This window comes from Kangiella aquimarina DSM 16071 (assembly GCF_000374105.1).
Classification (GTDB): Bacteria; Pseudomonadota; Gammaproteobacteria; order Enterobacterales; family Kangiellaceae; genus Kangiella; species Kangiella aquimarina.
In genome coordinates this window covers 638,534-653,238 of sequence record NZ_KB893650.1, presented here as the reverse complement: position 1 = coordinate 653,238, position 14,705 = coordinate 638,534, and the positions used below count along the sequence as shown (strand labels likewise).

At 43.1% G+C, this 14,705-nt stretch carries 16 protein-coding genes; 7 read left to right on the top strand and 9 right to left on the bottom strand.

All coding sequences use genetic code 11. The features are described 5' to 3' along the window. Position 1: 1 nt before the first annotated feature. From B158_RS0103215 to B158_RS0103200, 4 genes are read left to right on the top strand one after another with little or no spacing between them, the layout of a single operon-like run. Positions 2 to 637: an NADH:ubiquinone reductase (Na(+)-transporting) subunit D gene (locus B158_RS0103215; protein WP_018623907.1), complete on the top strand. Its 636-nt coding sequence runs from the start codon at positions 2 to 4 to the stop codon at positions 635 to 637. Continuing rightward, positions 637 to 1,245: an NADH:ubiquinone reductase (Na(+)-transporting) subunit E gene (nqrE, locus tag B158_RS0103210; protein ID WP_018623906.1), complete on the top strand. Its 609-nt coding sequence runs from the start codon at positions 637 to 639 to the stop codon at positions 1,243 to 1,245. Before B158_RS0103215 ends, nqrE begins: the two co-directional genes overlap by 1 nt. Positions 1,246 to 1,265: 20 nt before the next feature. Then, the gene (gene nqrF, locus B158_RS0103205) at positions 1,266 to 2,492 is read left to right on the top strand and encodes an NADH:ubiquinone reductase (Na(+)-transporting) subunit F (RefSeq protein WP_018623905.1); all 1,227 of its coding nucleotides are present in this window, start codon (positions 1,266 to 1,268) and stop codon (positions 2,490 to 2,492) included. A 46-nt stretch (positions 2,493 to 2,538) separates the two neighbouring features. Then, entirely contained in the window at positions 2,539 to 3,570 is a 1,032-nt protein-coding gene (locus B158_RS0103200) for an FAD:protein FMN transferase (protein ID WP_228127054.1), read from the top strand. A gap of 37 nt (positions 3,571 to 3,607) precedes the next feature. Here B158_RS0103200 and B158_RS0103195 read toward each other — a convergent pair whose 3' ends face one another. Further along, a complete protein-coding gene (locus tag B158_RS0103195) occupies positions 3,608 to 3,985 on the bottom strand; it encodes a hypothetical protein (RefSeq protein WP_018623903.1) in 378 nt (125 codons plus the stop codon). Between the two features lie 274 nt (positions 3,986 to 4,259). On the opposite strand from B158_RS0103195, the gene nqrM reads away from it, so the two are divergent. Further along, complete coding sequence (gene nqrM, locus B158_RS0103190; RefSeq protein WP_071989659.1) at positions 4,260 to 4,433, top strand: (Na+)-NQR maturation NqrM; 174 nt, start codon at positions 4,260 to 4,262, stop codon at positions 4,431 to 4,433. Between the two features lie 12 nt (positions 4,434 to 4,445). On the opposite strand, the gene B158_RS0103185 is transcribed toward nqrM, so the two are convergent. From B158_RS0103185 to rlmE, 6 genes are all read right to left on the bottom strand, one after another. Beyond that, positions 4,446 to 4,850 (bottom strand): CBS domain-containing protein, encoded by a 405-nt coding sequence (locus B158_RS0103185; RefSeq protein ID WP_018623901.1) that lies wholly within the window; start codon positions 4,848 to 4,850, stop codon positions 4,446 to 4,448. Between the two features lie 137 nt (positions 4,851 to 4,987). Next, a complete protein-coding gene (locus tag B158_RS0103180; protein WP_018623900.1) occupies positions 4,988 to 6,121 on the bottom strand; it encodes an OmpA family protein in 1,134 nt (377 codons plus the stop codon). Between the two features lie 101 nt (positions 6,122 to 6,222). After that, entirely contained in the window at positions 6,223 to 7,563 is a 1,341-nt protein-coding gene (glmM, locus tag B158_RS0103175) for a phosphoglucosamine mutase (RefSeq protein ID WP_018623899.1), read from the bottom strand. A gap of 23 nt (positions 7,564 to 7,586) precedes the next feature. Beyond that, positions 7,587 to 8,402 (bottom strand): dihydropteroate synthase, encoded by an 816-nt coding sequence (gene folP, locus B158_RS0103170; RefSeq protein ID WP_018623898.1) that lies wholly within the window; start codon positions 8,400 to 8,402, stop codon positions 7,587 to 7,589. A 51-nt stretch (positions 8,403 to 8,453) separates the two neighbouring features. Beyond that, a complete protein-coding gene (gene ftsH, locus B158_RS0103165; protein WP_018623897.1) occupies positions 8,454 to 10,379 on the bottom strand; it encodes an ATP-dependent zinc metalloprotease FtsH in 1,926 nt (641 codons plus the stop codon). Positions 10,380 to 10,526: 147 nt separating this feature from the next. Then, positions 10,527 to 11,147: a 23S rRNA (uridine(2552)-2'-O)-methyltransferase RlmE gene (rlmE, locus tag B158_RS0103160; RefSeq protein WP_018623896.1), complete on the bottom strand. Its 621-nt coding sequence runs from the start codon at positions 11,145 to 11,147 to the stop codon at positions 10,527 to 10,529. A 92-nt stretch (positions 11,148 to 11,239) separates the two neighbouring features. Between rlmE and yhbY the strand changes: the two genes are divergently transcribed. Beyond that, on the top strand, positions 11,240 to 11,536 hold the full coding sequence (gene yhbY, locus B158_RS0103155) for a ribosome assembly RNA-binding protein YhbY (RefSeq protein ID WP_026309214.1): 297 nt from the start codon (positions 11,240 to 11,242) through the stop codon (positions 11,534 to 11,536). 47 nt (positions 11,537 to 11,583) lie between these two features. Next, positions 11,584 to 12,270 carry a response regulator transcription factor gene (locus tag B158_RS0103150; protein ID WP_018623894.1) on the top strand — a complete coding sequence of 229 codons (687 nt, stop codon included), beginning with the start codon at positions 11,584 to 11,586 and terminating at the stop codon, positions 12,268 to 12,270. A 19-nt stretch (positions 12,271 to 12,289) separates the two neighbouring features. Here the strand turns inward: B158_RS0103150 and B158_RS0103145 are convergent, their stop codons facing one another. Together B158_RS0103145 and B158_RS0103140 are read right to left on the bottom strand one after the other, a co-directional pair. Next, positions 12,290 to 13,588: a sensor histidine kinase gene (locus tag B158_RS0103145; RefSeq protein ID WP_018623893.1), complete on the bottom strand. Its 1,299-nt coding sequence runs from the start codon at positions 13,586 to 13,588 to the stop codon at positions 12,290 to 12,292. 82 nt (positions 13,589 to 13,670) lie between these two features. Next, the gene (locus B158_RS0103140; protein ID WP_018623892.1) at positions 13,671 to 14,705 is read right to left on the bottom strand and encodes an SAM-dependent methyltransferase; all 1,035 of its coding nucleotides are present in this window, start codon (positions 14,703 to 14,705) and stop codon (positions 13,671 to 13,673) included.

Here is a 14,705-nt window from a genome sequence, read left to right as displayed (position 1 = left end):
AATGGCATTTGATAAACAAGAAGCCAAATCGGTCTTATTCTCGCCGATTTTTAACAACAACCCAATTGCCCTTCAGGTATTGGGTATCTGTTCTGCGCTGGCAGTAACCAGTAAACTTGAAACTGCATTGGTTATGAGTTTGGCACTGACTACAGTTGTTGCTTTCTCTAACCTGCTGATCAGTTTGATTCGTAAACAGATTCCATCAAGCATCCGTATTATCGTACAGATGACCATTATCGCGTCATTGGTAATTCTGGTTGATCAGGTATTGAAAGCTTACGCTTATGAAGTCTCTAAGCAGCTTTCGGTATTCGTCGGCTTGATTATCACCAACTGTATCGTGATGGGTCGTGCTGAAGCCTACGCCATGAAAAATGGTCCTGCCATGAGTTTCCTTGATGGTTTGGGTAACGGCCTCGGCTACTCTGTATTACTAATTATCGTTGGTATTATTCGTGAGCTATTTGGTTCCGGTAAACTGTTAGATTTCACCATTTTCCCAACTATCGCAGATGGCGGCTGGTATCACACTAATGGTCTATTAATGTTGCCAGCGAGCTCTTTCTTTATTATTGGTTTGTTAATCTGGGCACTGCGTACCTGGAAAACCGATCAAGTGGAGGATGCTGAATAATGGATCATTATATTTCCCTATTTGCAAAAGCGGTTTTCGTTGAAAACATCGCCCTGGCATTCTTGCTGGGTATGTGTACCTTCCTGGCAGTTTCGAAGAAAGTTCAAACTGCAATTGGTCTTGGTATTGCGGTTGTTATCGTGCAAACGATTACCGTTCCAGTGAACAACCTGCTACTGAACGGCTTATTGAAAGAAGGCGCTCTAGCGTGGGCTGGTTTCCCAGAAGCTGACCTTAGCTTCCTAGGCCTTATCGTTTATATCGGCGTTATTGCTGCACTTGTTCAGATTCTTGAAATGACTTTGGACAAATTCTTCCCAGCACTGTATCAGTCACTTGGTATTTTCTTACCATTGATTACTGTGAACTGTGCGATTCTGGGTGGTTCATTGTTCATGGTTGAGCGTGACTACAACTTCCCTGAGTCAGTGGTTTATGGCTTTGGTTCTGGTTTCGGTTGGGCATTAGCAATTGTTGCCCTGGCCGGTATCCGCGAGAAGATGAAGTATTCAGATGTACCAGATGGTTTACGTGGATTAGGTATTACCTTTATCACCGTTGGCTTGATGGCCCTTGGCTTTATGTCTTTCTCAGGCATCAAACTGTAAACGAGTAGAGAGGTTAACTAATGAGTGAAATAGTATTAGGCGTTGCCCTGTTTACGGTAGTGATTTTCGGACTGGTAATGGTGATTTTATTCGCCCGTAAACAACTCGTAAGCACTGGTGATGTCCATATCGATATCAACGGCGAAGCTGATAAAGCGGTAACCGTACCGGCTGGTAGCAAGCTGTTAAATGCTTTGTCTGACAGCGGCATATTTCTGTCATCAGCTTGTGGTGGCGGTGGTACTTGCGGCCAGTGTGTGTGTAAAGTTCTTGAAGGCGGTGGTTCTATTCTACCGACTGAAGAAAGCCACATTACACGTCGTGAAGCTAGAGAAGGCTATCGTTTGTCATGTCAGGTTGCTGTTAAGCAGGACATGAAGATCGAAGTTCCTGAAGAAGTTTTTGGTACTAAGAAGTGGGATTGTGAAGTTATCTCTAACGATAACAAAGCAACTTTCATTAAAGAATTAGTACTTAAAATTCCTAACGGAGAAAGTGTACCTTTCCGTGCTGGTGGTTATATTCAGATCGAAGCTCCACCACATAAAGTCAAATTCAGCGAATTTGATGTTCCGGAAAAATTCCGTGAAGATTGGGAGCGTTTCAAACTGTTTGACCTTGAGTCGGAAGTGAAAGAAGAAACAATTCGTGCATATTCGATGGCTAACTATCCAGAAGAAGAAGGCATTATCATGTTGAACGTCCGTATCGCTACGCCTCCGCCACGCGATATGTCATTGCCACCGGGCAAAATGTCTTCTTACATCTGGGGCTTGAAAGCAGGCGATAAAGTTACAATTTCTGGTCCTTACGGTGAATTCTTCGCCAAAGATACCGATGCAGAAATGGTATTTATCGGTGGTGGTGCTGGTATGGCTCCAATGCGTTCGCACATTTTCGATCAGTTACGTCGCATTAAAACTGACCGTAAGATCAGCTTCTGGTACGGTGCACGTAGTTCTCGCGAAATGTTCTACGTAGAAGATTTCGACATGCTGGCCAAAGAAAATCCGAACTTTGAATGGCATGTTGCTTTGTCGGATCCACAACCTGAAGACAACTGGGAAGGCTATACCGGTTTTATTCATAATGTTCTTTATGAGAACTATTTGAAAGACCACCCAGCTCCAGAAGATTGTGAGTTCTACATGTGTGGACCTCCAATGATGAACGCGGCCTGTATCCAAATGCTAGAAGATTTGGGTGTTGAGCGCGAAAACATCTTATTAGATGACTTCGGTGGCTAATCCTCTTGGGTTATAACTGAAGGTTCTATAAAATAGGCAGTCTCAATTGACTGCCTTTTTTTATGCCTGTATGAATCGTTTGTTCATCACTACACTACTTGTGTTAATTCTTACTGCCTGTCAGCAGGAAAGCCAATATACAAAACTGTCCGGCAATACCATGGGCACAACATACAACCTTACCTTTGAGTCTAACCAGGATTCGGGCGAACAATTGAAGAATGCAGTTACTCAGGAGCTAGAGACTATCAATCAATTGATGTCCACCTATATTCCTGATAGTGAGATCAATCAGTTTAACGCTTTACGCTCTGATGAGTGTTTCCAGTTTTCTGATGCCACCTGGTTGGTGCTGGTTGCAGCAAAAGACATTTATCATCAAACCAATGGTGCCTTTGATATTACAGTTGGGCCACTTATCCAGCGCTGGGGCTTCGATGCAGTCGAATATGACGATAAGGTGCCATCTGATGAAGAAATCGCCAGTCTTAAAGAGTCTGTTGGAACTGATAAGCTTCAATTTGATTTTGAAGGTCAATGTATTTCAAAAACATCACCTGAACTGACAATCAACCTCTCAGCAATCGCCAAAGGCTATGCCGTTGATCAACTTGCTAACATCATGGAAGAGTTTGACATTGAGAATTATCTGGTTGAGATTGGCGGAGAGACAAAGGGCCAGGGTATTAATGTACATGGCTATCCATGGCGTATTGCAGTCGAAAAACCCGCTTCGAGTCTTAACCAACAACAGCTTCTAATTGTCGCACTGAATAACACCTCTATAGCGACTTCAGGCGATTATCGAAATTATTTCGAAGTTAACGGTAAGCGTTTTTCGCATACCATTGACCCAACCACGGGCTACCCTATTACCCATAATCTAACCTCTGTTTCTGTCATTCATCCAAGCAATATGTATGCCGATGCTTATGCAACCGCAATGAGCGTCATGGGTAGTGAAGCTTCTCTTGAATTTGCGGAACAGTACCAGTTACCCGTGCTGGTTATACAAAGGGAAGGTCAGGAATTAATTACTCTATCCAATCAGTTATTTGAAGAATCTCTTATTGAATAATACGTAAGCCGAGATTACCTCTCGGCTTAGAGTGGTCTTATAGAGAAAGCTCGTATTTTTGTCCCGGATGTCTCAATCCACCACATTTGAAGCTAATCTGCATACTATAAGGTGCTGGACCAGTCACACTTTGGACGATAATGTTAAAACCTTGGACATTGTGATAATAGGCCTGTCCATAGGGTGGATAACCCCCATTATCCGTTGTAACAACTTTGCTCTCGCAGCGTGACTCTACCATGGATTGGATATTAGCCTGGGTCATACAAGCATAGAAGCTCAGACTTCCACAGTTAAAAGTTTCCGTACCATTGTAGAATTCAATGTAAGGATCATTATGATTCCCATGGTTATACTCTTCCGCCACTACAGCACCGCTGATCATTAAACTCATTAATAATACTAGGTATTTCATAAAATAACTCCAAGGTTGTTCATTTGCTTTATAACCGAAATTGGTCAGTAGCAAACTTATCAATAACTTGGAGATATCACCTTAAAATTGCAGGGTTAAAAACAGCCCTTTTACAACTTTACCCTTTTTTACCCAACAAAATACCTAGTTCATTTTTTATACAAAGGCTTATATTTGAGTATTAATATGATAAAATAGCGGCTTCTATTGTTTGGTGGACTTTCAAACTGTGACCAGTACTTTTTTCCTTGCATTCATACTATTTGTCATCGTAATGATGATCATGGCCGTTGGATATTTGTTCCAAAGGAAGAGAATCGGTGGCAGTTGTGGCGGTCTTGATGCGCTTGGAATTGAGAAGGCCTGTGATTGCGACAAGCCTTGTGCAAAAAAGCGTGCTCGCCTGCGAAACGAGCGACGCCTTAATGTTGAAATACTAGAAGACTAATTAGTTATCTGATTAGTCTTTACGACCCACAAACTGAATCGCCTTAAGAATACTCTGACGAGAAATCATCCCTACTAACTGGCTTTTCTCCATCACTGGATACATGCGGCAATTATCTTTTAAGAATCGCTCTGCAACATCGGCAATATTATCATCTGGGTGAACCGTTTTAACTTCTTTGGTCATTAAGTCCATAACCCTATGTCCCAAGTCCCCATGATAGATAGCGCTTAAAACGGTATGTAGACAGTCTTTTTCTGAAATGAAACCCACTAATCGATTATGGTCATCCAATACTGGTGCGCCAGTTAAACGGTATTCCAGCATTGTCTGAGCAGCTTCTACTATATCTGTTTGTGGTTTTAGTGTGATCATTGCCGAGGTCATATAATCTCGAACATGAACGGACTTTATCATAAAGCTACTCCTTGATTTTATTGTAAGAACTGAACAGCTATTTTGCTTGTCCTTCAATTTGATAGTAGCTTATTTACCAAAAAAAACAAAGCCCGGCAGTAGCCGGGCTTTGATAGAGGTCAAACTATCTAAATATTTTATTTAGTAGTCATAGTCTCTGCGTGTGCTTCAGCACGACGGTTTAGAGCACGACCTTCTTCTGTTGAGTTGTCAGCAATCGGTTGCTCTTCGCCATAACCTTTTGCAGTTAAGCGAGAAGCATCAATACCAAAGTTGCTTACTAAGTAATCTTTTACAGAGTTAGCACGACGCTCTGATAGGCCTTGGTTATAAGCACTAGAACCAACGCTATCTGTGTGTCCTTGTATCTCAGCGTTTACATCAGGATACTGACGTAAGAACTCAGCTACTTTAGCAATCTCTGCAACCATTTCTGGTTTGATTTCATACTTATTAGTGTCGAAGTTTAAGCGCATATCAACTACAACTTCTTCTGCAACTTTAACTTCACAACCTTTCTCATCGACCTGTACGCCTGGAGCTGTACCTGGACATGCATCCTGGTAATCATAAACACCATCGTTATCGCTATCTAAAGGACAACCATTAGCATCTACTGCAGCACCTGCTGGAGTACCTGGGCACTGATCATTTGCATCTAATACGCCATCACCATCAGAATCTTTTGCTTTTTCAACTGGCTTTGGAGCTGGAGCAGTGCCAGATTTTACAGTATCACCAAAGAAGTAACCGTAGCTCAAGTACCAAACTTTATGATCGCCTAGGTCGCCAGAATCCAACAAATCTAGGCCCGCACGCAAGTACACATTGTCTGTTGCAAAATGTTGCACACCTACACCTACTTTATAGTAACCGTCTTCTAAGTCAGAACCATAAACACCATATTTGTCACTAAGCTCACCATAGCCCACCTTTAAAAATGGATATGTCGTTGTACTTCCTATCCAACTTGTATCATTTAAAAGTAAATTAAGAGCTGTGTTTTCAATGTCTGTATCTGCGTTTATTGCATTGTTAGAAATTTCATCAAAATAGTTATATTCAACTTCTAAAGCAACATTCTTATTAAAGAACCAACCTAAACCTAAGCCACCTGATAGCGTACGGTCGGAATCCCAGTAAGAATCTAACTCCAAGCCATACAAACCTACATGACCATAAAAACCATGACGGTCTTGCACTTCTTCTGAAGCAAATGCAGTTGAGCCTAATGCCAACAAGCAAGCTGCGGTTAATAATTTCTTCTTCATTGTATTATCCTCTTAAGTTATCCATTTAAGTTCCATGGTGCATCGCATTATATCGGAAACAATAAGTTAGATACAAAACATAAGCTTCTTTTGCCACAATTTTACATTTTCTGGGCTAAATCTCGCACTTTTTGTGCCAACTTCTCGGCCATTTTTGTTGCTACTTTTTCATCATCCGCTTCAACCATAACTCGAATAAGCGGTTCAGTTCCTGATGCTCTAAGCAATACACGTCCATGCTCAGCTAATTGTGTATCAACTTCCTGCGACATATTTTGCAACTCTTGATTCGTCATAATCGACTTAGCATCGGTTACACGGACATTAATCATCGTCTGTGGAAATAGTGGCACTTCAGCAGCTAATTCGCCGACACCTTTATTACTTTCCTTGATTACACGAAGCACTTGCAACGCCGCAATAATCCCATCACCGGTTGAGTTGTAATCCAGATGTATCAGATGGCCCGATGATTCACCACCGATTAACCAGTCATTCTTTTTCAGGCTCTCCATGACATAACGGTCACCAACTTTGCTTCGTTCGAAAGGAATACCAACTTGTTTCAGAGCATTTTCAATTGCCATATTGGTCATTAAGGTTCCAACTACACCACCTTTCAGAGTGCCCTTCTTCTTTAGATGATTTGCCATCATAAACATCAGCTGGTCGCCATTGATAACATTGCCATCTTTATCAACCATCATTAAGCGATCACCATCACCATCAAAGGCGATACCAATATCGGCTTGATGCTCAATGACAACTTTTGCCAGTGGCTCAAGGTGAGTTGCTCCGCAATCACGGTTGATGTTTAAGCCATCAGGCTCTACAGCAGTTTTTATGACTTTGGCACCCAACTCCTTAAACACATAAGGAGCAATGTGATAGGTGGCGCCATTAGCGCAATCCAATACAATTTTCATGCCGTCGAGATTAAAATCATTTGGCACACTCGCCTTACAGAATTCTATGTAACGTGCTGCAGCATCTTCAATTCGATAAGCCTTTCCTAACTGCTCGGATGGTAAAGATGTCATCTCCTGTTCCAATAAAGCCTCAATTTCCAGCTCGACTGAATCAGGTAGCTTGGTGCCTTCTGATGAAAAGAATTTAATTCCATTATCTTGGAAAGGGTTATGTGATGCGCTGATGACAATACCCGCATCGGCTCTGAATGTACGCGTCAGATATGCAATTGCAGGTGTTGGCATAGGACCTACCAGGAAACTGTTGACGCCTGCGGCAGTGAGGCCGGCTTCAAGCACCGACTCAAACATATAGCCAGAGATTCGAGTATCTTTACCTATGACTATTTTGCCTTTCTTACCAAGAACCTTACCCGCTGCCCAACCAAGTTTAAGCACAAACTCAGGTGTAATAGGGAACTGTCCAACCGTACCTCGAATGCCATCGGTACCAAAATATTTTCTCTCGCTCATTCTAATAAGTTCCTTATTGTTGTTTATTTGCCTTGCTCAAATGCGCAAAATAATTTTACTGCTTCAACCGTAGGTTTTACGTCATGCACACGCAGAATTTTTGCACCTTTAGTTAAAGCATACATAGCAGCCACAACACTACCATTTACTCGGCTATTTACATCAGCATCAAGAATATTACCAATCATTGTCTTTCTTGATACACCGACTAGCAGTGGTAAATTAAGTTCTTTAAAACTGTCTAAATGCTTCATCAGTTCACAGTTGTGCTGCAAAGTCTTACCAAATCCAAAGCCAGGGTCGAGACAAATCCGTCCTGATTCTATCCCTCGCTTCTGGCAAGCGGCAACTCGTTCTAACAAGAATGCTTTTACATCCGTTACAACATCATCGTATTGTGGATTGTGCTGCATACTTCTGGGCTGTCCTTGCATGTGCATCAGGCAAACCAATATCTTACCATCTGCGGACACCGCATCTATCGCACCTTCTTCCTGCAATGCACGCACGTCATTAATCATTGTAGCACCGGCACTAATAGCTTCCTTCATTACCTTGGCTTTACTGGTATCAACAGAAACCGGCATCCCGCTTGCTACAACCGCTTCAACAATGGGTATGACCCTGTCCAGCTCTTCACTCTCAGAAACTGCCTGTGCTCCCGGCCGAGTAGACTCGCCACCTACATCAATGATATCGACGCCTTCACTTATCATGGCCTCAATACGTCTCAGGGCAATATCTTTTCGCACATAATTGCCACCATCAGAAAATGAATCCGGTGTGGTATTCAATATACCCATCACCAGAGGAGCGTTTGATTTGAATAAATCTTTCATGGTCTTTATCTACGGCAAAATGGAAAAAAGGGCCAGAAAGGCCCTTTTTATTTAATCAACAGATGGTTCTGTCACTGGTGAATCTTTTGGCGCTTCAGGTTGAGGTCCTGAGCCACCGTTTCCACCTGGGCCTTTTTTATCCGACCAATTTGCCGGAGGGCTTGGGTCATCACCGTCCATAATCTGCTTAATCTGATTCGCATCAATAGTTTCATACTTCATCAGGGCATCCGCCATCGCATGCAGTTTATCCATATTATCCTGCAAGATAGTTTTAGCACGATTGTAGTTCCGATCGATGATGTCACGAATTTCAGCATCAATTGCACGTGCTGTTTCATCCGAAATATTCTTGTGCTGAGTCACTGAACGACCGAGGAATACCTCGCCTTCATCTTCAGCGTAAGAAAGTGGACCTAACTTATCCGAAAGTCCCCACTTGGTCACCATATTACGGGCTAAGCTGGTTGCGCGCTCAATATCATTTGATGCACCAGTGGTAACTTTATCTGGTCCATTAAGGATCTCTTCGGCAATTCGACCGCCAAACAAGGAAGATAGCTGACTTTCCAGTGCTTCTTTAGATAGTGAGTACTTATCCTGCTCTGGCAAATACATGGTTACACCCAAGGCACGGCCACGAGGAATAATGCTCACCTTATACACCGGATCGTGACTTGGTACTTTCAAGCCAACGATTGCGTGTCCCGCTTCATGATAGGCAGTATTAAGCTTTTCCTCTTCGGTCATCACCATTGAGCGACGCTCAGTACCCATCAGAATCTTATCTTTTGCCTTTTCAAATTGCTCCATGCCAACAATGCGTTGATTATCGCGCGCGGCAAAAAGTGCTGCCTCATTAACTAGGTTGGCCAGATCGGCGCCTGAGAAACCAGGTGTGCCTCGAGCTATCACGCCAGGCTCAACGTCATCACCAATCGGTACTTTGCGCATGTGAACTTTAAGAATCTGCTCACGACCTTTGATATCTGGTAATCCAACCACAACCTGACGGTCGAAACGCCCCGGACGCAATAAAGCTGGATCCAGTACATCAGGACGGTTAGTCGCAGCAATCACAATAACGCCTTCGCCACCTTCAAAACCATCCATTTCGACCAGTAGCTGGTTCAAGGTTTGCTCACGCTCATCGTGACCACCACCTAAACCGGCACCACGATGACGGCCTACCGCATCAATCTCATCGATGAAAATAATACAGGGCGCGTGTTTCTTGGCCTGTTCAAACATGTCACGCACACGCGAAGCACCGACACCCACGAACATTTCTACGAAATCTGAGCCCGAAATGGTGAAGAAAGGCACTTTGGCTTCGCCTGCAATAGCTCGAGCCAGAAGCGTTTTACCGGTTCCCGGAGGACCAACCATTAAAACACCACGTGGAATTTTACCGCCCAGACGCTGGAATTTACGTGGGTCGCGCAAGAAATCGACCAGCTCACCAACTTCTTCTTTGGCTTCTTCAACGCCAGCAACGTCAGCAAATGTAGTTTTAACCTGATCTTCGCTGAGCATACGGGCCTTACTTTTACCAAAAGACAAAGCGCCGCCGCCCTTACCGCCACCTTGCATCTGGCGCATGAAATAGATCCAGACGGCAATTAATAGCAGGATTGGTCCAAAGCTTAACAGGAAGGTACCGAAACCACCGCCCTCGCGCTTCTTACCCGAATAGTTAATATCGTTTGCTAACAATAAATCATTCAGTTTTTCGTGACCGCCGGCTGGAATTTCAGCATTAATTTCGCTATTGGTGTTCAAATCTTTACCGGTCACAAGATTATTGTTTGGGTTGATTACCACATCGTCTACTTCCTTAGCTTCGATACGGCTAACAAATTCCGAGAATGTGACCTGGCTATTGTCTGTCTGACGCTCCTGAATGGCGTCTATAACAATAAACAAGATGACCGCTGCTACGGCCCAAAATAGAATGTTTTTTACTAAATCGTTCAAAACCTGAACCTCAATCTTGGCAACGCTTTGCCTTTAATAATGACCACACATTATGCCATGCTTTGTCACTTACGAAAGCCCTGAAGCTTAACAAAACGTAACAAACACTGCTATCCGATTCGTGCTTTTTGTATAAACTTGCAGCACCTAACCCTTATATCCTAAACCAACCACATAAACTTCGCGTGAACGCCCTCTGGACGCATCGGGTTTACGAATTAATACTTTATTGAACAGCTGGCGACATTGACGGATATACTCATCAAAACCTTCTCCCTGGAAGACTTTGACCACATAGTTCCCGCCTTTTGTCAGCACTGTCTGAGCCAACTCCAGAGCCAGTTCACAAAGATACATAGCTCTTGGTTGATCGACAGCATCTACACCACTCATATTGGGGGCCATATCCGATAAAACAAGGTCTGCCTTGCGCTGGCCAATTTTATCCAAAAGCTGATTGAGCACTGCTTCTTCACGAAAATCGCCCTGAATAAAGTCCACATCGGGCAAAGGATCAATTTCCAGTATATCCAGAGCAAAGATTTTGCCCTGATTCCCCATCTTGTATGCAGCATATTGCGACCAGCCACCAGGGGCTGCTCCAAGGTCGACAACAGTAACGCCTTTGCCTAACAGCTTATATTTTTGATCGAGCTCTTCCAGCTTATAGACCGCTCTGGAGCGGTAACCATCCTTTTGTGACTTTTTGACGTAAGGATCGTCAAAATGTTCTTTCATCCAACGGTGGCTGCTTTTACTTCGTGACATAAATAAATATGCGTCTTTTTTCCTCAAATAAGTCTCTATTGTACCTTTTTTCAGGTAAAATGACCGCTAATAATCACTATCAGAAAGATGTAATGACTCAATTAAGTAACAACCAGCTAAAGTTCCTGCGCGGCAAGGCCCACAGCCTCAAACCAGTAGTCATGGTTGGCGCCAATGGCGTTACCGAGAACGTGCTGGAAGAAATCAATATCGCCCTTAATCACCATGAACTTATTAAGATTAAAGTGCGAGCCGAAGAACGTGAAGATAAGCAGGCAATGATTGACCATATCTGCCAGCAAACCAAGGCTGCGAAAGTTCAGGTCATCGGCCATAATCTGTCGATTTACCGAAAGTCTGCCAATCCAAAAATCATTTTGCCTAAATAATCAAATTCCGCTAACGTATGGTTTGCTCTTAATTATTTGGAATTATTATGGCTTACAGCATTCTACTGGTCGAAGATCATAAAGAGTTGGCAGCTACAACTGGCGAATATCTTGAGGCCTGTGGCTATATTGTGGATTATGCAATGGATGGCATTTCTGGCCTTAATCTTGCCAAAACCAATCAGTATGATGCCCTGATCCTAGACGTGATGTTGCCTGGCATGGATGGTTTTACTATCTGTCAGCGTATTCGTCAGGAAGTCCAGTCCGATATTCCTGTTCTAATGCTGACCGCACGTGACCAGTTGAAAGATAAGCTTGATGGTTTTGATGCTGGTGCCGACGACTACCTGATTAAGCCTTTTGACTTTGAAGAGCTGGATGCACGCCTCAACGCTATTATTCGTCGCCATAAAGGTGAATTGGATTCTAAACCATTGGTGATTCATGATCTTGAGCTTGATCCCAAAACACTACAGGTTAAACGTCAGGGTAAGAAATTAAAACTTTCTCCAACTGGCCTGCACATCCTGAAATTATTGATGCGCAAATCGCCCGAAGTGGTGACTCGTGAAGAGCTTGAGCGTGAGCTATGGGGTGATCTGGTTCCGAATAGTGATGTTCTTAGAAGTCATCTGTACAACCTACGCAAAGTTATCGACAAGCCATTTCCGGAACAACTGTTACAAACAGTACCGGGGCTTGGTATTAAAATAACCCCTCCAGAAGAATAAATTTTAGAAGAGTAGTTTTTTATTTATCATGCTCTTTCAGTGTTAGCTGAATTTGAGTGCCTTTTCCGGGTTGGCTATCAATTGAAATGCGCCAGTCCATCTGGTCACAGATCCGTTTAACTATCGCCATGCCCAGTCCAAACCCTTTGACCTGCTCCTGCTCACGGTTAGCGCGATAAAAAGGCTCAAAAATTCTCTGCAAGCTTCTTTCGTCCATGCCAATTCCGGTATCAGAAACTCGAATGAAGCTCCGCCCAATAAAGACCTCTATCGTTCCCTGCTCGGTATAATTAAAGGCATTAAAGATAATATTATTTAGACAAATGACTAGCAGTCGCTCTGAGATTCGCATTTTCAGCTGCACATTACTGTGAAGACTCGTTTCAATATTCTTGTCTGCGAATAGTCGTTCAATAGAGGTGAAGTGCTGCTTAACAACTGCATTAACATTCACTGGCTCTTCGGAGATATCTGGTTCCTGGTCTCTCGAGAGCAAGAAGAGTGCTTCCAGCAAATCCTCCATTTCTTTAACCATTGGCTTCATGCGCGAGACGACCTTTAATTGCGAGTCGTTGAGCTGCTGTTTTTCCAATAAAGAGATTGAGCCTTTAAGAACCGCCAATGGAGTACGTAATTCATGGCTAGCATAACGAGTAAAGTTTTTTTCACGAGTCACATACTCATTAACTCTCTCTGCATATTGATCAAAGGCCTGCAAAAGCGTCATCACTTCAGCATCTGCATTCTTTTCAATGTCAGAGAAATCCATTTTGAGATCGGCGCGCTCAGAAACCTCAACACTGTCCATTAGTCGTGACAGCTTCACCACCGGCGATATGGCTCTTCGAGAAAGCATATACATTATCCAGGCAGGCAAATAGATGATTAACAGCACGAAAGCCAATGGCGCAATACCAAAATAAAATGACAAACGGGCAACCTGTCCTTCTTCAAAGACCAGATACAGACGCTTACCGTATTGTTCGGAAATATGGACTAATGGCTGCCTATGATTGAAGTCCACTCTTTGATATCCAGGCTGCAAAGACTCGAGATAATCTGGAACATCATCCGATGGTTGGGAAGATGACATATACCCCGTTAAATTGAGGGTGCTGGGTAAATTAAAATCAGGATTTTTCTCATAGTTCTTCCAGAAGAAATCGGCTTCACCTTCGAGCGCCTGTTTAATTAGAACATTTTCAACAACTTTAGCCGCACCATAGACACCTAATAAAGTTACAGCACTAATCAGCAACAACTGAATTGCCATAGCCTTAATGATTTTATAATGTATGCCACGACGTTTTTGTGTCATTGACCTTCCTTCATCACTTCCCAAAACTACAATCGCTTTCCTTATTGACCATTTCTACAAAGTTAATAATTTTTCAACATGATCATTTCTTAGCGAATCTATAGTGAGCAACCATCCACTCATTACCGTCAGCATAACCAAATAACTCGGCACAAGCCATAAAGAAAATGCGCCAACGTTGGAACCAGATTTTAGCGAAATCCTTTCCATAGACTGTTTCGAACAGTGGCATGATTTGTTTTTGGTGTTTATCCATGTTTTCAAGCCAGGCATTTGAGGTTTTCTCATAGTGCTGCCCATTAACTAGCCAGCGACGCTCTAGCTGCAGCTTCTGCTGGAAATTCAAAAAGGTATCAGCTGCCGGCATCTGGCCACCACTGAAAAAGTAGCGTCCCATCCAGTTATCGTCACCATCTTCTAAAAATGGATACATCAGGTAGCGGTGACAGAACACATGCAGGAATACTTTACCTTCATCTTTAAGCCATTGACTGACTCGCTCAAATAGCACCTCATAATTTCTTACATGCTCAAACATCTCAATCGAAATGATTCGATCAAACTGACGGCCAGGATCAAATTGATTGATATCCTGAGTAATGATGGTGATATTCGTTAACCCCCGTTCCTTTGCCTGCTGTTGAATATGCTCCCTTTGCGAATTCGAATTTGATACTCCGGTAATAGTGCTGTTCGGATACTTTGCTGCTAAATAGAGTGTCAAAGAGCCCCATCCGCAACCCAGCTCCAGAATATCCTGACCGTCTACAAATTCGCCACGTTTAGCGTATAGATCCAACATCGCCTGCTCAGCATCGTCTAGATTGTTAACATTCTCAGGCCAATAGGCGCTACTGTATTTGAGATTCTTTCCCAGCGAATAATGATAAAACTGTGCGGGAACTTCGTAATGCTGTTCATTCGCTTTATCAGTTTTGATGGCTACTTCAGAGGATTTCAATTCCTGCAGAAATGCGTGGTAACGCTCAGCCTGTTGTTCACAGTCATACGCTGATTCTTCGGTCAGGCGTTGCTCGCAGAGCTTACGTATACCCAGGCGCACCAGGCGATCAGGAAGCAATCCTTTCTCAATTAAGTTAATAGCTTGTGCAATCAT

What these genes read in the sequence shown, in the direction of transcription:
- B158_RS0103215 (WP_018623907.1), top strand. Translation starts at nt 2, where the DNA reads ATGGCATTTGATAAACAAGAAGCCAAATCGGTCTTATTCTCGCCGATT.
- nqrE (WP_018623906.1), top strand. Translation starts at nt 637, where the DNA reads ATGGATCATTATATTTCCCTATTTGCAAAAGCGGTTTTCGTTGAAAAC.
- nqrF (WP_018623905.1), top strand. Translation starts at nt 1,266, where the DNA reads ATGAGTGAAATAGTATTAGGCGTTGCCCTGTTTACGGTAGTGATTTTC.
- B158_RS0103195 (WP_018623903.1), bottom strand. Translation starts at nt 3,985, where the DNA reads ATGAAATACCTAGTATTATTAATGAGTTTAATGATCAGCGGTGCTGTA.
- nqrM (WP_071989659.1), top strand. Translation starts at nt 4,260, where the DNA reads ATGATGATCATGGCCGTTGGATATTTGTTCCAAAGGAAGAGAATCGGT.
- B158_RS0103185 (WP_018623901.1), bottom strand. Translation starts at nt 4,850, where the DNA reads ATGATAAAGTCCGTTCATGTTCGAGATTATATGACCTCGGCAATGATC.
- B158_RS0103180 (WP_018623900.1), bottom strand. Translation starts at nt 6,121, where the DNA reads ATGAAGAAGAAATTATTAACCGCAGCTTGCTTGTTGGCATTAGGCTCA.
- glmM (WP_018623899.1), bottom strand. Translation starts at nt 7,563, where the DNA reads ATGAGCGAGAGAAAATATTTTGGTACCGATGGCATTCGAGGTACGGTT.
- folP (WP_018623898.1), bottom strand. Translation starts at nt 8,402, where the DNA reads ATGAAAGATTTATTCAAATCAAACGCTCCTCTGGTGATGGGTATATTG.
- rlmE (WP_018623896.1), bottom strand. Translation starts at nt 11,147, where the DNA reads ATGTCACGAAGTAAAAGCAGCCACCGTTGGATGAAAGAACATTTTGAC.
- yhbY (WP_026309214.1), top strand. Translation starts at nt 11,240, where the DNA reads ATGACTCAATTAAGTAACAACCAGCTAAAGTTCCTGCGCGGCAAGGCC.
- B158_RS0103150 (WP_018623894.1), top strand. Translation starts at nt 11,584, where the DNA reads ATGGCTTACAGCATTCTACTGGTCGAAGATCATAAAGAGTTGGCAGCT.
- B158_RS0103145 (WP_018623893.1), bottom strand. Translation starts at nt 13,588, where the DNA reads ATGACACAAAAACGTCGTGGCATACATTATAAAATCATTAAGGCTATG.
- B158_RS0103140 (WP_018623892.1), bottom strand. Translation starts at nt 14,705, where the DNA reads ATGATTGCACAAGCTATTAACTTAATTGAGAAAGGATTGCTTCCTGAT.